This is a genomic window from Sphingomonas sp. STIS6.2 (assembly GCF_000732685.2).
In the GTDB taxonomy this organism is placed as follows: domain Bacteria; phylum Pseudomonadota; class Alphaproteobacteria; order Sphingomonadales; family Sphingomonadaceae; genus Sphingomonas; species Sphingomonas aerolata.
On record NZ_JPDP02000160.1, the window covers coordinates 89,113 to 107,116 of the forward strand.

The window sequence follows — 18,004 nt, forward strand, 5'->3', positions numbered from 1 at the left end:
CATCCCCGCGGAGGCGGGGATCCATACGGATGATCGGTTGCGATTCAAGTCGCGCGGCTAGCCAGTCTGGCTTCCCGCCTCCGCGGGAATGACATGGGTGGGGGCGTTACGCCGTCACGATCTCCGGCAGGATCGCGTCCAGCAGGAGCGCACCCGCATCGGTCACGCGCAGCCGGCCCGGCGTGTGGGCGATCAGTCCGAGCGCTTCCAGCCGCGCCACCGCGGCGAGATCGACCGGCATCGCGCCGCCATTGAGCCGCGTAATCCGGTCGAGATCGACTCCCTCGGCCAGGCGCAGCCCCATCAGCAACGCCTCGGTCGCGCGCGTCGAGGGGGTGAGCGGGTCCTCGACCTCCATCCCGTGGCCGTTGCGCTCGATCGCGGCGAGCCAGTTTTCGGGCTTCTTGCGACGCACCGTCGCCAGGCCACCGCGGCGGCCATGCGCGCCGGGACCGATCCCGGCATAATCCTGATAGCGCCAGTACGCCAGATTATGGCGACTCTCCGACCCCGGCCGCGCGTGGTTCGAGGTTTCATAGGCTGGGAGCCCGGCGGCTTCGGTGTCGGCGCGCGTCGCCTCGAACAGGTCCGCCGCGCTGTCGCCGTCGGGAATGACGATGCGCCCCGCGAGCGCCTCGGTCGCGAACCGCGTGCCGGGCTCGATCGTCAGCTGATAGAGCGACAGATGCTCGGTCCCGAAGCTCAGCGCGCGCGCGAGCTCGGCCCGCCAGTCGGCAAGCCGCTGGCCGGGGAGCGCATAGATCAGGTCGAAACTCACGCGCGGAAAGACTCTCTGCGCGGTCGCCAGCGCCGCCTGCCCCTCGTTCACGTCATGCGCGCGGCCGAGGAATTTCAGAGCCTGATCGTCGAGCGACTGAAGTCCCAGCGACACGCGGTTGACGCCCGCGCTGGCAAGATCGGCAAAGCGCGCGGCCTCGACCGAGGAGGGATTGGCCTCGAGCGTGATCTCGATCCCCTCGGCAAAGCCCCAGGCGCGTTCGGCGGCGTCGAGGATCGCGGCGACCGTTGCGGGCGGCATCAGCGAGGGCGTGCCGCCGCCGAAGAAGATCGACTGAAGCTTGCGTCCCGGCAGCACCGACGCTTCGTGCGCGAGGTCGGTGAGCAGCGCCGCGCGCCACGCCGCCTGGTCGACGCCATCACGGACATGACTGTTGAAGTCGCAATAGGGGCATTTCGACACGCAGAACGGCCAATGGACGTAGAGCGCGAGGTCCCCCGAAGGCGGCGGGGCGGGGCTTGGCGTTTCGATCGGGGGCATTATCTCGCGCATATGGTCGCACGGAGCGACAGAAGGAAGCGCAATGACGGTTCGGTTGGGTCTGGCAGTTGCGGCGGCGTTGTTCGCCGGCGCTTGCGCGCAGGGGCCGGAACGCGTCGTGGAGCGGCGCGAGACACAGGCGCCGGCGCCGCGCGGGCCTGCTCTCCTCAAGGCGGCGATGATGGACGGGCACAACGCTGCGCGGGCGGCCGTGGGTGTTCGGCCGCTGGTATGGAGCGAGACGCTGGCGACCACCGCGCGCGCCTATGCCGAGGAAATGGCCAATACGCGCAAATTTGCGCATGCGCATCAGGTTCAGGGGCCCGGCCGCGAGGGCGAAAATCTGTGGACCGGCACGCGCTATGCCTATGCCTATCCCGAGATGATCGGCCACTGGGTCGCCGAACGGAAGGATTTCGTCAACGGCGTGACGCCCGCGTTCAGCCGGACCGGCAAATATGAGGATGTCGCGCACTACACGCAGATCGTCTGGCGCAATTCGACCGCGGTGGGATGCGCGATGGCGAGCAACGAACGCGACGATTATCTGGTGTGCCGCTATTCGCCGCCGGGCAATGTGGTGGGCGAGCGGAGCTACTAGGCACCCGAGATCGCCGGACCGTCACCCGGGGGTGACGGTCCGGCGACGTTTCAGAACACGGCGGCCTTCAGCAGCTCGAACGCCTCGTTCCTGTGGCTGATTGCGTTCTTCGTCTCGTGCGGCAGTTCCGCATAAGTCTGGTCGTGGCCCAGCGGCACGAACATCGGGTCATAGCCGAAGCCGACCTTGCCGCGTGGCGGCCAGATGAGCGTACCCTCGGCGCGGCCTTCGAACCATTCGACATGGCCGTCGGGCCAGGCGAGCGCGAGCACGCTGACGAAATGCGCGCCGCGGGTCGCGTCGGGACCCTTGGCGGCGAGCGCGTCCTCGACCTTCTGCATCGCCATCGACCAGTCGCGACCGTTCGGGGTCTCCGCCCAGTCGGCGGTGTACACGCCCGGATCGCCACCCAGCGCATCGACGCACAGCCCGCTGTCGTCGGCGAGCGCGGGATAGCCCGACAGGTCGGCGGCGGAGCGTGCCTTCAGCTCGGCATTGGCGAAGAAGGTCGTCCCCGTCTCGACCGGCTCGGGCAGATCGAGATCCGCCGCCGACACGACGTCGAACCCGCGCCCTGCGAGCAGGTCGGCGATCTCGCGGACCTTGCCCTTGTTGTGGCTTGCGATGACGAGCTTGCCGGGCTGGAGCTTGCGGATGGCCTGGGGGGTGCCGCCTTCGCCGCTCACTTGGCGACCGCCTTGGCCTGTGCCGCGAAGATGTCCGCGCAGCCGATCCGGGCGAGCCGCAACAGGCGCAGCAGCGCCTCCTCGTCATAGGTCGCGCCCTCGGCCGTCGCCTGCGCCTCGGCGATGTTGCCGTTTTCGAGCAGGACGAAATTCGCATCCGCGTCCGCACCCGAATCCTCGATATAGTCGAGGTCGAGCACCGGATTGCCCTGATAGATGCCGCAGCTGATCGCGGCGACCTTCTGCGTCAGCGGGTCGGCGGTCAGCTTGCCGCTTTCCAGAAGCCCGTCGATCGCGAGCCGCAGCGCGACCCAGGCGCCCGAGATCGAGGCCGTGCGCGTGCCGCCGTCGGCCTGAAGCACGTCGCAGTCCAGAACGATCTGGCGCTCGCCGAGCAGCTTAAGGTCGGTGACGGCGCGGAGCGAACGGCCGATCAGGCGCTGAATCTCCTGCGTGCGGCCCGACTGCTTGCCCTTGGCCGCCTCACGATTGTTGCGCGTGTTGGTCGAGCGCGGGAGCATGCCGTATTCGGCGGTCACCCAGCCTTCGCCCTTGCCGCGCAGGAACGGCGGGACCTTTTCCTCGATGCTGGCGGTGACGAGCACCTTGGTGTCGCCGAAGCCGATCAGGACGGAGCCTTCGGCATGCTTGGTGAAGCGGGGTTCGATCGTGATGCTGCGCATCTGGTCTGGGGCACGGCCGGATGGGCGCATGATGTATTCCTTCGTCAAGGTCCGTGGAAAACTGCCGTTCGTCCCGAGTAGTCATCGAGCGTGTCGAGAGGACGTATCGAAGGAGATGTACCTCGATACGCGGTCTCGACTTCGCTCGACCGCTACTTGGCACGAACGGGGAAAGCGGCTGCCTAGCCTTTCGTTTGGTCGCTCGCCAGCCTAGATCAGCCGCATGGCCACGCCCCCCGTCACCGAACTGACCGACCGCGCGCGCGATATTTTTCGTGCGGTCGTCGACAGCTATCTCGCCAGCGGCACGCCGGTGGGATCGAAGACGATCGCGCAGCTGGCCGGGCTCAGCCTGTCGCCCGCCTCGATTCGCGGGGTGATGGGGGAGCTGGAGGGGCTGGGGCTGCTCGCCAGTCCGCATACGAGCGCGGGGCGGATGCCGACCGATCGCGGCCTGCGGCTGTTCGTCGACGGGATGATGCAGGCGATGGAGCCGTCGTTCGAGGAGCGCCAGACGATCGAGGCGCGCGCCGGTGTCGGTGGTCCGGTCGAGGAGGCGCTCGCCGCCACCACGCTTGCATTGTCGGGGCTGTCGGCATGCGCGGGGCTGGTGATGGTGCCGAAGCGCGAGATGACGCTGCGCCAGATCGCGTTCGTCGCGCTGTCGCCCGATCAGGCGCTCGCGGTGCTGGTCAGCGAGGATGGCTCGGTCGAGAACCGCGTGATCGCGCTGCCCAAGGGCATGTCGCCGTCGACCCTGGTCGAGGCGGGCAATTACATGTCGGCGACGCTCGGCGGGCTGACGCTGGCCGAGGCGCGGCTGCGGATCGAGCGCGAGCTGGCGGACGGGCAGGCGGCGCTCGACGGTGCGGCGCGGATGCTGGTCGAGGGCGGGATCGCGGTGTGGAGCGAGGATGCGGATCGCCGCCCGGTGCTGATCGTCCGCGGGCAGGGGCGGCTGATCGATGCGGCCGCCGCAGCCGATCTCGACCGGGTCCGCGACCTGCTCGACGATCTCGAGGGAAAGCAGGAGGTCGCATCGCTGCTCGACAGTGCACGGGCGGGTGATTCGACGCGGATTTTCATCGGTGCGGAGACCAAATTATTCGCCCTGTCCGGCTCGTCGGTGATCGCGCGGCCGTTCCGCGGATTGGACGGGCGGGTGGTCGGCGTGGTGGGCGTGATCGGCCCCACGCGGTTGAACTATGCGCGCGTCGTGCCCATGGTGGATTTCACGGCTGCAACGCTCGCCCGGTTGATGGGTTGAGCCGGCCCAACTTATAGGGAAAACAATGTCCGATATCGATCAGAACACGCCTGCCGACCTGCGCGAAGAGACCGCCGAAGCCGCACCCGAAGTGGCCTCGAACGATCGCGTCGCCGAGCTGGAGAACCAGCTTGCCGAGGCCAAGCAGAATGTCCTCTATGCGCAGGCCGAGGTGCAGAATGTCCGCCGCCGCGCCGAGAAGGAAGCGCAGGACGCGCGCGCCTATGCCGCCACCGCGTTCGCGCGCGACGTGCTGTCGGTTGCCGACAACCTTGCGCGCGGCCTGTCGGCGATTCCGGCGGATCTGCGTGCGGACGACAAGATGAAGGGCCTCGTCACCGGGCTGGAAGCCACCGGTCGCGAGCTGGAGAGCGTGTTCCAGCGCCACGGCATCACGAAGATCGCGGCCGAGGGCCAGATGCTCGACCCGAACAAGCATCAGGCGATGCTGGAGATCCCGAGCGACCAGCCGGCCGGCACGATCGTCCAGGAAATGCAGGCGGGCTATATGATCAAGGATCGCCTGCTGCGGCCTGCGATGGTGGGCGTCGCCAAGGCGGGGTGAGCCTGTCGGGCTGGTGTTCTCTCGCGAAGGCGGGAGCCCAGGGTTCCAAACGCTGTCGCCTGTAAGCCTGGGCCCCCGCCTTCGTGGGGGAACGGCTAGCGACGGCGCCCAACTTTCTGCCTCGCCGGGATGACGCCATGAACGAGAACCTGACCACCGATCGCGAGACGTTCGTCACGCATCTCGAATGTTCGATCACCGGCGAACGCTATGAGGCGGACCAGCTTCATGGCCTTTCACGGGCGGGCAGGCCGTTGCTCGTCCGCTACGACCTCGACGCGGTGCGCTCGGCGATTTCGCGCGACACGATCGAGGCGCGGCCGACCGATCTGTGGCGGTGGCGCGAGCTTCTGCCCGTGCGCCAGACGTCCAATATCGTCAGTCTCGGCGAGATCGAGACGCCGCTGGTGCCGATCCCGAAATCCGGTGGCCCCAACGTCTTCGTGAAGGACGAAGGGCGTTTGCCGACCGGCAGCTTCAAGGCGCGCGGGCTGGTCATGGCGGTGGCGATGGCGAAGGAGCTCGGCGTCACGAAGATCGCCATGCCGACCAACGGCAATGCCGGCGCGGCGCTGGCCGCCTATGCCACGCGTTGCGGGATCGAGACGATCGTGCTCTGTCCCGACGACACGCCCGAGATCAACGTCCGCGAGATCGCGATGCAGGGCGCGCGCGTCTGGCGCGTCAACGGGCTGATCGACGATTGCGGTGCGATCGTCGGCAAGGGCGCCGCCGAGGGGCGCTGGTTCGATTTCTCGACGCTGAAAGAGCCCTATCGAATCGAGGGCAAAAAGACGATGGGGCTGGAACTGGCCGCGCAGTTCGGCTGGAAATTGCCCGATGCGATCTTCTACCCGACCGGTGGCGGCACGGGTCTGATCGGCATGTGGAAGGCGTTCGACGAGCTCGAGCAGCTCGGCTGGATCGGGTCGGAGCGGCCAAAGATGTTTGCGGTGCAGGCGAGCGGCTGCGCGCCGATCGTCCGCGCGTTCGAGGCAGGCGAGGAGCATGCTGAGCGCTGGGAGGATGCGAGCACCGTCGCAGCGGGCATTCGCGTGCCGAAGGCGGTCGGCGACTTCCTGATCCTGCGCGCGGTCCGCGAGAGCGGCGGGCAGGCGATGGCAGTCGGCGATCCGGCGATCCTCAAGGCGGTCGAGGCAGCGGCCAAGCAGGACGGGCTGTTGCTGTGTCCCGAGGGTGGCGCGACGCTCGCGGCCTATCGACAGGCGCTGAACACCGGTCTGGTCGACGAAGACGACCGCGTCGTACTTTTTAATTGTGCGACCGGACTGAAATATCCGATGCCCGAAGCGCCGCAAGCGCTTGATAGAACACAAGCTATCGATTTCGACGCATTGTAGGATGGGAATCGCCACCGGCCGGGCTCGCCTTCCGGTGGTTGATATTAATCCATGTTATCTGCAACGGGGCGCCCTTCATCACGAAAAGGGCGGAAATGCAGAAGATTCTTCAGGTCGTGTGTGTCGTGCTGGTCGCGGCGGCGGTCATGTTCGGCGGGCGATGGTACATGTATGTCGCGCGCGGCGAGACCCCGTATGACGAGGTCGGCATCGCGCTGAACGGCTATGCGCCCGCGCCGCTGCGCGCCTGGGGCTGTCACAAGATGCAGGAGCGGTTCTTCGGGCAGTTGCCGCCCTATGGTTGTGCTGGGCCGGATGGGCGCAGCTGGCTCTGACAGTGCACTAACCCACGTCATCCCAGCGTTCGCTGGGGTGACGGTTTGGGGAGTGGCGGACTAGGCCGACACCCGCGGCTTGAACGGAAGCAGCGTCTCGTACTGCGCGAGCGGCGGGGCGCCTGCGATCGTCGCGCCGGCACGCAGCAGGAAGGCATGGCGGACGATCTCGCCCTGCTGCTCTATACCGTAGCGGTGCAGCCCGACGCCGGGACGCAGCGCATAGTCGTAGCGGCACCACGGATGCCGTACGAGCGGGAGGAAGATACCGCGCTGGTGTTGCCAGATATGCGTCATCTCGTGGATGAACAGCCCCTGCAGCGTCAGATGGGCGTGCGCGAAATCGTCGCACCACAGATCGCCCTTGGGGTGGAAATGGATGCACCCGCGCGGCGCCATCACCGTGTCGCGCGGCTGGAAGAACGCCCATTTACGGCGTGCCAGCCGCACCGGCGCATAGTCGATCGCATCGCCGAAGACCGAAGCGGCAAGCCTCGTCTCGGCCGGGGTCAGCGCTCGCGTCGACCGATCGCGAACGCTCACTTGGTTCCGGTGTCGCCGGCGCCGACGACGGCTGCGTTCTGCAGGATTCTGGTGCCGTCGGCGAAGGTGAGGGTGAAGGTGATGGTGCGTTCACCGGGCTTGATGCCGGGATTTACGTCGAACAGCATCACGTGACGGCCGCCCGGCGCGAACACGACATCGGTCTTGGCCGGGATCTCGACGCGCGCGATCGGTTTCATCGACGACACGCCGCCGGCCGACATGCTCTCGTGCATCTCGCTCCGGATCGCGACATCGGTAGTGACGTTGATCAGCGTCGCATCGCTCGGCCCGCCATGGATCGTGAAATAGCCTGCCGCCGGTCCACCCTTGACCGCCGCGAGCCGGACCCACGCCTTCTCGACGGACAGCTGTTGCGGCTGTGCACAGGCCGCCACCCCGACCAGGGCCGTCACGGCAAAAATACCACGCATCGTCATCATCGCCACTTCATACCCCTCTTGCGATCTCTACGGGCCGTACAATCTTGCGGCAAGCGCGAGCCAACCTATATCGCGCCCATCAATCGAAAGGTTCCACTGCCGTAACGGGGTGGAGCCCGAGACTTTTTTACGATGTGTGAGGGGCTATTTAAACTCATGGCTAAAGTAATCGGTATCGATCTCGGCACGACCAACAGCTGCGTTTCCGTCATGGAAGGCGGCAAGCCCAAGGTCATCGAGAATTCCGAAGGCGCGCGCACCACGCCGTCGATCGTCGCATTCGCCAAGGACGGCGAACGACTGGTCGGCCAGCCGGCCAAGCGCCAGGCAGTGACCAACGGCGACAACACCATCTTTGCGGTGAAGCGTCTTATCGGCCGTCGTTTCGACGATCCGATCACCAAGAAGGACACCGAGCTGGTCCCGTACAAGATCTCGCGCGGGCCGAACGGCGACGCATGGGTCTCGGCTGGCGGCAAGGATTACTCGCCCTCGCAGATCTCGGCGTTCACGCTGCAGAAGATGAAGGAAACCGCGGAGTCGTATCTCGGCGAGACGGTCACGCAGGCGGTCATCACCGTTCCCGCCTACTTCAACGACGCACAGCGCCAGGCGACCAAGGACGCCGGCCAGATCTCCGGCCTCGAAGTGCTGCGCATCATCAACGAGCCGACCGCGGCGGCGCTGGCCTACGGCCTCGACAAGCAGGACGGCAAGACGATTGCGGTCTATGATCTTGGCGGCGGCACGTTCGACATCTCGATCCTCGAGATCGGCGACGGCGTGTTCGAGGTGAAGGCGACCAACGGCGACACCTTCCTGGGCGGTGAGGATTTCGACAACAAGATCGTCCAGTTCCTCGCCGACGAGTTCAAGAAGGCGGAGGGCATCGACCTCGCCAAGGACAAGCTGGCGCTGCAGCGTCTGAAGGAAGCGGCCGAGAAGGCAAAGATCGAGCTCAGCTCGGCGCAGTCGACCGAGGTCAACCTACCCTTCATCACCGCGGACCAGAACGGCCCGAAGCATCTGGTGAAGTCGATCACCCGCGCCGATCTGGAGCGGATGGTCGAGGACCTGGTCAAGCGCACGCTCGACCCCTGCAAGAAGGCGCTCGCCGACGCCGGCCTGAAGGCCGACGACATCTCCGAGGTCGTGCTCGTCGGCGGCATGACGCGCATGCCGCGCGTCCGTGAAGTTGTGAAGCAGTTCTTCGGCAAGGAGCCGCACACCGGCGTCAACCCGGACGAGGTCGTCGCGATGGGCGCCGCGATCCAGGCCGGCGTGCTGCAGGGCGACGTCAAGGACGTGCTGCTGCTCGACGTGACGCCGCTGTCGCTGGGTATCGAGACGCTGGGTGGCGTGTTCACCCGGATGATCGATCGCAACACGACGATCCCGACCAAGAAGTCGCAGACCTATTCGACCGCGGACGACAACCAGGGCGCGGTGACGATCCGCGTGTTCCAGGGCGAGCGCGAGATGGCGGCCGACAACAAGATGCTCGGCAATTTCGATCTCGTCGGCATCCCGCCGGCGCCGCGCGGTGTGCCGCAGATCGAGGTCACGTTCGACATCGACGCCAACGGTCTCGTCAGCGTCTCCGCCAAGGACAAGGGCACCGGCAAGGAGCAGCAGATCCGCATCCAGGCCTCGGGTGGTCTTTCGGACAGCGACATCGACCAGATGGTCCGCGATGCCGAGACCTTCGCCGAGGAAGACAAGAAGCGTCGTGCCGGGGCCGAGGCGAAGAACAACGCCGAGAGCCTGATCCACACGACCGAGCGTCAGCTCGCCGATAACGGCGACAAGGTCGACGACGCGCTCAAGACCGAGATCCAGGCCGCGATCGACGCGACCAAGGCCGCGGTCGAGGGCGGCGATGCGGACGCGATGACCGAGAAGAGCACCGCGCTCGCCCAGGTCGCGATGAAGCTCGGCCAGGCGATCTACGAGAAGCAGGCTCAGGCGGATGCCTCGCCGTCGGCTGATGGCGATTCGGCGAAGAAGGACGACGACGTCGTCGACGCCGAATTCTCGGAAGTCGACGAGAACCCGAAGGCGTAACTGAAACTCCCTCTCCCCAGGGTCCCATGAAAGTAATATTTTCATGGGTGCCCGGTCGGGGAGAGGGCCGGGGTGAGGGGCAGTTCCGCGCACTGTCGCGCGGAACTGCCCCTCACCCAACCCTCTCCCCGGAGGGGAGAGGGCTAAGAGGGCCGCTATGAGTACCCAGACAGACTATTACGAACTGCTCGAGATCGAGCGGACCGCGGATGCGGGGACGATCAAGTCGTCCTACCGCAAGCTCGCGATGAAATATCACCCGGACAAGAATGCCGGTTGCAAGGATTCGGAGGCCCAGTTCAAGGCGGTCAGCGAGGCCTATGACTGCCTCAAGGATCCCCAGAAGCGCGCGGCCTATGATCGCTTCGGCCATGCCGCGTTCCAGAATGGCGGGGGCGGCGGTCATGGCGGCGGCGCGCAGGATTTCGGCGGCTTCAGCGACATTTTCGAAAGCGTCTTCGGCGAGTTCATGGGCGGCGCGCAGCGCGGCGGTGGTGGCCGATCGTCGGCACGTCGCGGCGCCGACCTGCGCTACGACATGGAAGTCAGCCTGGAAGAGGCGTTCCACGGTAAGGCGACCGAAATCACCGTCGATGTCTCGGCCGTGTGCGACACGTGCGACGGGTCGGGCGCGAAGGCCGGTACGCGGGCCAAGACCTGCCAGCATTGCGGCGGTCACGGCAAGGTCCGCGCGCAGCAGGGCTTCTTCGTGGTCGAACGCGCCTGCCCGGTCTGCAACGGCGCGGGTCAGGTGATCGCCGATCCATGCCCCGATTGTCGTGGCGAGGGCCGGGTCGAGAAGACCAAGACGCTCAGCATCAACGTGCCGCCCGGTGTCGATGAAGGTACGCGGATCCGGATGACGGGCGAGGGCGAGGCCGGCGCGCGCGGTGCACCGGCGGGCGACCTCTATATCTTCCTCCACGTCACCAAGCATAATCTGTTCGAGCGCGAAGGTACGACGCTGTTCGCGCGCGCACCGATCAGCTTCACGGTCGCCGCACTAGGCGGATCGCTGTCGATTCCCGGCCTCGACGGGCGCACGCACGAGGTGAAGATTCCGGCGGGCATCCAGTCGGGCAAGCAGCTTCGTCAGCGCGGTGCCGGCATGCCGGTGTTGCAAGGGCGTGGTCATGGCGATCTGGTTGTGCAGATCGACGTCGAGACTCCGACCCGTCTGTCGAACCGGCAGAAGGAACTGCTCGAGATGTTCCGCGAGACCGAGACCGGTGACGAATGCCCCGACAGTCAGGGGTTTTTCGCCAAACTGAAGGGCGTCTTCGCCGCGGAATAGGCCGCGCTGCTTGGCGCGCGCGACAGGGGGATAGTGTGGCGGCAATCGGTGTGACGTTTCTCGCTTGCTGGCTGCTGATGCTCGCGGTGCCCACGATCCCCCTGTCTCGGTTCCTCCGCATGCTTCTGGTCGAGGCGCCGGTCAGGCGGGTGGCGCGGCTGACGCGCGGCGACGTCGCGGTCGGTCTGGTGGTGATTGCGGCAGCGTGCGTCATGATGTTCGCCGATGATGGCGACAGGGTCCGGGTTGCCATGATGGGCGCGCCCGACATTGCGATCTGGCTGACGTCGTTCGAAGTTTCGGCGTATCTGGACGTCGCGATCGGGGTGATCGGCGCTGCGTGGAGCCTGCGGATCCGGGGTTTGCCGGCTCGGCTGGCGGCGGTTCTACGACGTGGGCGGCCGGTGGGTGCAAACCGCCGTGCGATACGCGTGCGCAAACCCGATGCGCCTAGTGGCGCCAACGATGACGATCATCGACGGGGTTTAGCGCTAGCAGCCTGAAGGCGGGAGCCTGCGACCCTAGCCGCGCCCCTCCTTGGAGGGGCGGGCGGGCCGATGGATCAGAGGGTGGAAATGACCACCCCGACCACCAGCGCTTGAGCCGCGATCGCCAGCATCGAGCTGGTCACGGTTTCGAACATGCGCATGGGTAGGTCTCCGATGCCGGAGTAATATCCGGCATAGGCGATATGGCGGTAGTTGCGAGTTGTCGCAATTTTGTAACATGAAATCGTAATTGCGTTGCGTGCACTTTGGTGGGTTTCGCTTCTCCCCCCTCGCCATCCTGACTTTCGTCAGGATGACGGGTGGGTTAGTCTAGCTCCCGCCGTCAGGCGGCGCCGAACACCCGGGCGAAGATCGTGTCGACGTGCTTCAGGTGATAGCCAAGGTCGAACTTGTCCTCGAGCTCGGCATCGCTCAGCGTCACTTCGGGATCGGCCTTGAGCAGGTCGAGCAGCGAGAGTGCACCGTCCGAATCCCACACCTTCATCGCGTTGCGCTGGACGAGGCGATAGGCGTCCTCGCGGCTCACCCCCGCCTGCGTCAGCGCGAGGAGGACGCGCTGCGAATGGACGAGGCCGCCCATCTTGTTGAGGTTCTTCTCCATCCGTGCCGGATAGACGACGAGCTTGTCCATCACCCCGGTGAGCCGCGCGAGCGCGAAGTCGAGCGTGATCGTCGCGTCGGGTCCGATGTACCGCTCGACCGACGAGTGCGAGATGTCGCGCTCATGCCACAGCGCGACATTCTCGAGCGCGGGGGTGACATAGCTGCGGACCATGCGCGCGAGGCCGGTCAGGTTCTCGGTCAGCACCGGGTTGCGCTTGTGCGGCATCGCCGACGAGCCCTTCTGACCGGGCGAGAAATATTCCTCCGCCTCGAGCACTTCGGTGCGCTGGAGATGGCGGATCTCGGTCGCGAGCCGCTCGATCGAGCTGGCGATCACGCCGAGTGTCGCGAAGAACATCGCATGGCGATCGCGCGGGATCACCTGGGTCGAGACGGGCTCGACCGACAGGCCGAGCTTGCCCGCGACATAGTCCTCGACGAACGGGTCGATGTTGGCGAACGTGCCCACCGCGCCAGAGATCGCGCAGGTCGCGACGTCGGCGCGCGCCGCCACCAGTCGGGCGCGGTTGCGCGCGAATTCGGCATGCGCCTGCGCCATCTTGAGGCCGAAGGTGACGGGCTCGGCATGGATGCCGTGGCTGCGGCCGATCGTCGGCGTCATTTTGTGCTCGCGCGCGCGGCGTTCGAGCACGACCAGCAGCGCGTCGAGGTCGGCGATCAGGATGTCGCTCGCCTTGGCCAGCTGGACCGCGAGGCAGGTGTCGAGCACGTCGGACGAGGTCATGCCCTGGTGCATGAAGCGCGCCTCGGGGCCGACATGCTCGGCGACGTTGGTCAGGAAAGCGATGACGTCATGCTTGGTCTCGCGCTCGATCTCGTCGATCCGGTCGACCTCGAACGCGCTCTTTTCCCAGATCGCGGCCGCGGCCTCTTTCGGCACGACGCCGAGTTCGGCGAGCGCGTCGGTGGCGTGCGCCTCGATTTCGAACCAGATCTTGAAGCGCGCTTCGGGCGTCCAGATCGCGACCATGTCGGGGCGGGAATAGCGGGGGACCATCGGGATTTCCTGTGGCTGGGGAGAGGGGGCGCGACGCGCGCCCCGGCGGGACCCACGGCGGCGATCGCTCGCGCGGTAGCAGGCCGGACGGCAAGGTTCAAATCCAGCCCCGGGGCGATCGGGCGAGGCCAACGGAACCCTGCGCGGCAGTCATGCATTGGTGTCGCCTACTATCCGAACGAACGACCTTCGCGATTGGAAAGTCGCCACCTAGGTCGCAGCAGGAGAGAAGACATGCTGAAATTTACTCTACTTATCGGTGCGATTGCGCTTGCGACGCCGACATCGGCTCAGACCATGCCCGGCGGGGCGCCCAACTCACCGGCGCAGCCCATGGCGCAGACGGAATCTTCGCTGCAGTCGCCGTCATCTTCGACGATGCAGGGCAATCCTGCGGGAGCGACTGCACAGCAGCCGGTGACGGGGGCGCAGGTGGCGCAGGTCGTCGATGCGGAATTTCCGGGATATGACAAGAATGGCGACAATCTGCTGAGCACGTCCGAATTTGGCGCCTGGATGGTCGCCTTGAAGACGCAGTCGGACCCGACGACGGTCGCGGCCGCGCCCGAGACGCGCAAATGGGTCGATGGTGCGTTCGCGCAGGCGGATGCCGACAAGAACAAGATGCTGACCAAGACCGAGCTGACCAGGTTCCTGACCCAGGCCGGCTGAACCACGCGCGCGGGAGGATCCTCGCGACCTCAAGGCCGCCGGCTGACCCCGGCGGCCTTTTCGTGTCATGCGTCCGTCAGATCAGTCCTTGCGCGCGGAGGCTCACATGCCCGGCGGTGCCGATGACGATGTGATCGTGTACGGCGACTCCCAGCCGCTTGCCCGCCTCCGCGATCGTGCGGGTAATCTCGATGTCCGCGCGACTGGGGGAGGGGTCGCCGCTGGGATGATTGTGGACAAGGATGATCGAGGCCGAGCCGAGATCGATCGCGCGGCGGATCACCTCGCGGACATAGACCGCGGCCTGGTCGATCGAGCCCTCGCTCATCACCTCGTCGCGGATCAGCATGTTACGCGTGTTGAGATGCAGGACGCGGAACCGCTCGATGGCGTGGTGGGCCATGTCCGCACGTAGATAGTCGAGCAGCGCCTGCCAGTTGGCGAGCACCGGCCGCTCGCCGACGCGCGCCTGCAACAGGCGAAGCGCGGCGGCGTGCGCGATCTTGACCGCGGCGGTCGAAATCTCGCCCATGCCATCGACACGCGCGAGCGCCGCCGGATCGGCGGTCAGCACCCCACCAATGCCCCCGAATTCGCGCATCAGCGCCTTGGCGAGCGCCTTGGTGTCGGCACGGGGAATCGCGACGGCGAGGAGATATTCGATCAGCTCGTGATCGAGCAGCGCCTCTCCACCGCCCTCGAACAGCCGCTTGCGCAGCCGCGCCCGGTGCCCCTTGCGCTCGTCGACTATATCGTCTGCCCCCGCCATGGCCGGATGCTAGCACATCCAGCCGCAATTGCATGACGCCCCCGCTACCGCCTATGCAGGCCGGGAAAGCGTGACGGAGTAAGCGGTTGACCGAGACGAGCGAGACAGGGCCCGACCCTCGCCGTCACGCGCCGGCCCGCCGTCGCGGCGGACTTGCGCGGATTCAGCGAATCGTGCTGGTCGTAGCGCTCCTCCTGCTCGCCCTGCTCATCGGGGTCTGGGTACTGCGCAAGCAGATCGCTACGAGCTTCATCGATCGCGAACTCGCGCGGGCCGAGGTGCCTGCGCGCTACGAGATCGCCGATCTGGCGCTTGGCGGGCAAAGGCTGACCAATGTCGTGCTTGGTGATCCGGCCGATCCCGATCTGGTCGCGGACTGGGTCGAGACGCGGACCGGGGTCGGGCTGTCGGGTCCCTATCTGGAGGCGGTGCGCGCAGGGCGGGTGCGGCTGCGTGGGCGGCTGGTCGACGGACGGTTGTCGCTGGGGGCGATCGACCGCCTTCTGCCCGCACCCTCGGGCAAGCCGTTCGCGCTGCCCGCGCTCGACGCGACCGTCGACGATGCGCGGATGCGGCTGGAGACGCCTTACGGGCTGGTCGGGTTGAAACTTTCCGGGACGGGGAAGCTCGATAACGGTTTCAGGGGCTCGCTTGCTGCGGTCAGCGACCGGCTGAGCGTCGGCGGCTGTACGGGCGACCGCCTTGCCGCGACGGTTCGCGTGCGGATCGATGCGGCGAAACCGATCCTGAAGGGTCCGGTGCGGCTGGGGCGGCTGGCGTGCGGCGAATCGCGCGCGGACAGCGTCGTCGCGACGCTCGACCTGACGCTCGGTGCGGCGCTCGATCGCTGGCAGGGGCGGGCCGCGCTGGCGACCGGACCGGCCATCCTGCCCGGTGCGACGTTCGCCGCGGCCAAGGGCGACGTCAACTTCGCGGGCACTGCTGCGGGAACCTCGGGCAAGGCGGATATCGCCGCGCAGACCGTGCGGACGGCCGAGGGCCGCGCACGCCGTGTGGCGATCGCAGGATCCTACCGTCTTGGTGAGGTTATCGCGTTCGAGGGCCGTGTTCGCGCGGCGGGTGCCGCGATCGCCCCACGTCAGCTTGCCGGGGTGGAGGCGTTGCAGGGATCGGCGGCTGGGTCGCCCGTCGCGCCCCTCCTGAACGCCGCGGTGCAGGCCGTAACGCGGGCCGCAAAGGGCTTTGCGGCGGATGCGGTGATCGCTGTTCAGCAGCGCGGCGGGCGCGGCGAGGCCGTGCTGTCACGCCTCGCGCTCGCATCGGCGAGCGGCGCGAGGATCTCGCTTGATGGCGGGGAGGGGCTCCGGTTCGCATGGCCCGGACGCGGTGCGTCTGGCGGAGGCGTCACGCTCGACACGACGCTTGCGACGCGGGGTGGCGGGTTGCCCGAGGCGCGTATCGCGCTCGCCCAGGCCCGACCGGGTGCGCCGGTCCGCGGCGTCGCGACGGTCGCGCCTTATGTCGTGGACGGCGCGCGGCTGGCGGTGACCCCGGTACGGTTCAGCGCGACGCCCGGCGGGGCGACCGCGATCACGACGCGGGTGACACTCGACGGTCCGATCGGCAACGGACGCGACGGAAATGCGAACCGGGTGGAAGGCCTGTCGATGCCGATCGATGCCCGCTGGGACGGGAAGACGCGGCTCGTCGTCAACACTGGCTGCACGCCGCTCGCGGTCCGTCGGCTGGCGGTGTCGGGGCTGGTGCTCGACCCTGCGCGGCTGTCGCTGTGCCCGATCGACGGAGCGCTGGTGCAGACCGATCGCGGACGTCTGCGCGGCGGTGCGCGGATCGCCGCGGCCGCGCTGTCGGGGCGGCTGGGGCGGACGCCGCTGACGCTGAACGCGAGCGGAGTGACGCTGCGGCTGGCCGACCGGGGCTTTGCGATCGACGGCGTGCAGACCCGGATCCGCGCGCCCGAGCGGGTCACGCGGCTCGACTTCGCGACGATCACCGGGCGGATGACGACGCAGGGAATCGCCGGCGCGTTCACCGGCGGGGCGGGGCAGATCGGCAATGTGCCGCTGCTGCTGAACGAGGCGGCGGGCGACTGGACGCTGATCGGCGGTGCGCTAGCGCTCGACGGCACGATGGGTGTCAGCGACGCCGCCGCCACCGCGCGGTTCAAGCCGGTCGCGGCGCGCGGCGTGATGCTGTCGCTGGTCGGCGGCACGATCACCGCGGCGGGAACGCTGTTCGAACCGGTCAGCAGCACCAAGGTCGCCGACGTCACGCTCGTCCACGCGCTGAGCACGGGCATCGGCCGCGCCGACCTGCTGGTGCCGGGGATCGTGTTCGCCAAGGACGCGCTGCAACCCGAGGCGCTGACGCCATTGACGTTCGGCGTGATCGCCGACGTCAATGGATCGGTCAGCGGCGACGGACACATCGCGTGGACCCCCGACGGCGTGACGAGCACCGGGGTGTTCCGGACCGCGGGCACCGACCTTGCCGCCGCGTTCGGCCCGGTGACCGGGATCGCGACCGAGATCCGCTTCACCGACCTGCTCAATCTGCAAAGCGCACCGGGGCAGGTCGCGACGATCCGCACGCTCAACCCCGGCATCCCGGTCAGCGACGGGACGATCCGCTATCAGACCCTGCCGGGTGCGCGCGTGCAGGTCGAGGGCGGGGCGTGGCCGTTTGCGGGCGGATCGCTGACGCTCGACCCGACGCTGCTCGATTTTTCCGCGCAGAGCGAGCGGCGGATGACGTTCCACATCGCCAACATGGCCGCGGACCAGTTCCTGCAGCAGTTCGATTTCAAGAATCTCGACGCGACGGGGATCTTCGACGGCGTGCTGCCGATGATCTTCGACGAGACGGGCGGGCGGATCGAGGGCGGCGACCTGCGCGTCCGGCCGGGCGGCGGGACGCTCGCCTATGTCGGCGATCTCAGCCAGAAGGATCTCGGTATCTGGGCGAACATCGCCTTCCAGGCGCTCAAGTCGTTGCGCTACCAGTCGCTCCGCGTCGGCATGAACGGGCCGCTCGCGGGCGAGATGGTGACCGACGTGCGCTTTGCCGGGATCAGCCAGGGCGAGGGGGCGAAGTCGAACTTCATCGTCCGCCGGCTGCAGAAGCTGCCCTTCGTGTTCAACATCCGGATCAAGGCGCCGTTTCGCGGACTGCTCGATTCGGCGCAGAGCTTCTATGATCCGAAGCGGCTGATCGAGCGCAACCTGCCCGCGCTGATCCAGCAGCAGTCCGCGCCGCCATCCCCCGGGCCTGCCGTTCCCGCAGCCCCATCCATTCAGCCCGCCGAAAGCAGGATCGTGCCATGACCGAAAC

17 protein-coding genes are annotated in these 18,004 nt (G+C 67.2%); 10 read left to right on the plus strand and 7 right to left on the minus strand.

Annotated elements, in window-relative coordinates; genetic code table 11:
- Window positions 1-106: 106 nt before the first annotated feature.
- Window positions 107-1,279: a radical SAM family heme chaperone HemW gene (gene hemW, locus sphst_RS18505; RefSeq protein WP_031393317.1), complete on the minus strand. Its 1,173-nt coding sequence runs from the start codon at window positions 1,277-1,279 to the stop codon at window positions 107-109.
- Between the two features lie 43 nt (window positions 1,280-1,322).
- On the opposite strand from hemW, the gene sphst_RS18510 reads away from it, so the two are divergent.
- Window positions 1,323-1,880, plus strand: coding sequence for a CAP domain-containing protein (locus sphst_RS18510; RefSeq protein ID WP_031393316.1), 558 nt, complete (start codon window positions 1,323-1,325; stop codon window positions 1,878-1,880).
- A 50-nt stretch (window positions 1,881-1,930) separates the two neighbouring features.
- On the opposite strand, the gene rdgB is transcribed toward sphst_RS18510, so the two are convergent.
- Together rdgB and rph are read right to left on the minus strand one after the other, a co-directional pair.
- Window positions 1,931-2,566, minus strand: coding sequence for an RdgB/HAM1 family non-canonical purine NTP pyrophosphatase (rdgB, locus tag sphst_RS18515; protein ID WP_031393315.1), 636 nt, complete (start codon window positions 2,564-2,566; stop codon window positions 1,931-1,933).
- The gene (gene rph, locus sphst_RS18520; RefSeq protein ID WP_031393314.1) at window positions 2,563-3,279 is read right to left on the minus strand and encodes a ribonuclease PH; all 717 of its coding nucleotides are present in this window, start codon (window positions 3,277-3,279) and stop codon (window positions 2,563-2,565) included. The genes rdgB and rph overlap by 4 nt, the downstream gene beginning before the upstream one ends.
- Before the next feature lie 193 nt (window positions 3,280-3,472).
- Here rph and hrcA point away from each other — a divergent pair, with 193 nt between their 5' ends.
- From hrcA to sphst_RS18540, 4 genes are all read left to right on the plus strand, one after another.
- A complete protein-coding gene (gene hrcA / locus sphst_RS18525; protein ID WP_031441504.1) occupies window positions 3,473-4,516 on the plus strand; it encodes a heat-inducible transcriptional repressor HrcA in 1,044 nt (347 codons plus the stop codon).
- Window positions 4,517-4,541: 25 nt separating this feature from the next.
- Complete coding sequence (grpE, locus tag sphst_RS18530; protein WP_031394645.1) at window positions 4,542-5,081, plus strand: nucleotide exchange factor GrpE; 540 nt, start codon at window positions 4,542-4,544, stop codon at window positions 5,079-5,081.
- Window positions 5,082-5,218: 137 nt separating this feature from the next.
- Window positions 5,219-6,442, plus strand: coding sequence for a threonine synthase (locus tag sphst_RS18535; protein ID WP_031394646.1), 1,224 nt, complete (start codon window positions 5,219-5,221; stop codon window positions 6,440-6,442).
- A 95-nt stretch (window positions 6,443-6,537) separates the two neighbouring features.
- Window positions 6,538-6,777 (plus strand): hypothetical protein, encoded by a 240-nt coding sequence (locus tag sphst_RS18540; RefSeq protein ID WP_031394647.1) that lies wholly within the window; start codon window positions 6,538-6,540, stop codon window positions 6,775-6,777.
- A 60-nt stretch (window positions 6,778-6,837) separates the two neighbouring features.
- Here sphst_RS18540 and sphst_RS18545 read toward each other — a convergent pair whose 3' ends face one another.
- Together sphst_RS18545 and sphst_RS18550 are read right to left on the minus strand one after the other, a co-directional pair.
- Entirely contained in the window at window positions 6,838-7,320 is a 483-nt protein-coding gene (locus sphst_RS18545; protein ID WP_031394648.1) for a hypothetical protein, read from the minus strand.
- On the minus strand, window positions 7,317-7,763 hold the full coding sequence (locus tag sphst_RS18550) for a copper chaperone PCu(A)C (protein ID WP_031394649.1): 447 nt from the start codon (window positions 7,761-7,763) through the stop codon (window positions 7,317-7,319). Before sphst_RS18550 ends, sphst_RS18545 begins: the two co-directional genes overlap by 4 nt.
- A 156-nt stretch (window positions 7,764-7,919) precedes the next feature.
- Here sphst_RS18550 and dnaK point away from each other — a divergent pair, with 156 nt between their 5' ends.
- The 3 genes from dnaK to sphst_RS18565 all read left to right on the plus strand — a co-directional run bounded on the left by dnaK (window position 7,920) and on the right by sphst_RS18565 (window position 11,624).
- Entirely contained in the window at window positions 7,920-9,827 is a 1,908-nt protein-coding gene (gene dnaK, locus sphst_RS18555; protein WP_031394650.1) for a molecular chaperone DnaK, read from the plus strand.
- Between the two features lie 157 nt (window positions 9,828-9,984).
- A complete protein-coding gene (dnaJ, locus tag sphst_RS18560) occupies window positions 9,985-11,121 on the plus strand; it encodes a molecular chaperone DnaJ (RefSeq protein ID WP_031394651.1) in 1,137 nt (378 codons plus the stop codon).
- 35 nt (window positions 11,122-11,156) lie between these two features.
- Window positions 11,157-11,624 (plus strand): hypothetical protein, encoded by a 468-nt coding sequence (locus tag sphst_RS18565; protein ID WP_159043706.1) that lies wholly within the window; start codon window positions 11,157-11,159, stop codon window positions 11,622-11,624.
- Between the two features lie 328 nt (window positions 11,625-11,952).
- Here sphst_RS18565 and purB read toward each other — a convergent pair whose 3' ends face one another.
- Entirely contained in the window at window positions 11,953-13,251 is a 1,299-nt protein-coding gene (purB, locus tag sphst_RS18570; protein ID WP_031394653.1) for an adenylosuccinate lyase, read from the minus strand.
- Between the two features lie 234 nt (window positions 13,252-13,485).
- Between purB and sphst_RS18575 the strand changes: the two genes are divergently transcribed.
- Entirely contained in the window at window positions 13,486-13,923 is a 438-nt protein-coding gene (locus sphst_RS18575) for a hypothetical protein (RefSeq protein WP_031394654.1), read from the plus strand.
- A gap of 76 nt (window positions 13,924-13,999) precedes the next feature.
- Here sphst_RS18575 and radC read toward each other — a convergent pair whose 3' ends face one another.
- On the minus strand, window positions 14,000-14,692 hold the full coding sequence (gene radC / locus sphst_RS18580) for a RadC family protein (RefSeq protein WP_031394655.1): 693 nt from the start codon (window positions 14,690-14,692) through the stop codon (window positions 14,000-14,002).
- Window positions 14,693-14,865: 173 nt separating this feature from the next.
- On the opposite strand from radC, the gene sphst_RS18585 reads away from it, so the two are divergent.
- Complete coding sequence (locus sphst_RS18585) at window positions 14,866-17,997, plus strand: YdbH domain-containing protein (RefSeq protein WP_234387744.1); 3,132 nt, start codon at window positions 14,866-14,868, stop codon at window positions 17,995-17,997.
- Window positions 17,998-18,004 lie beyond the last annotated feature (7 nt).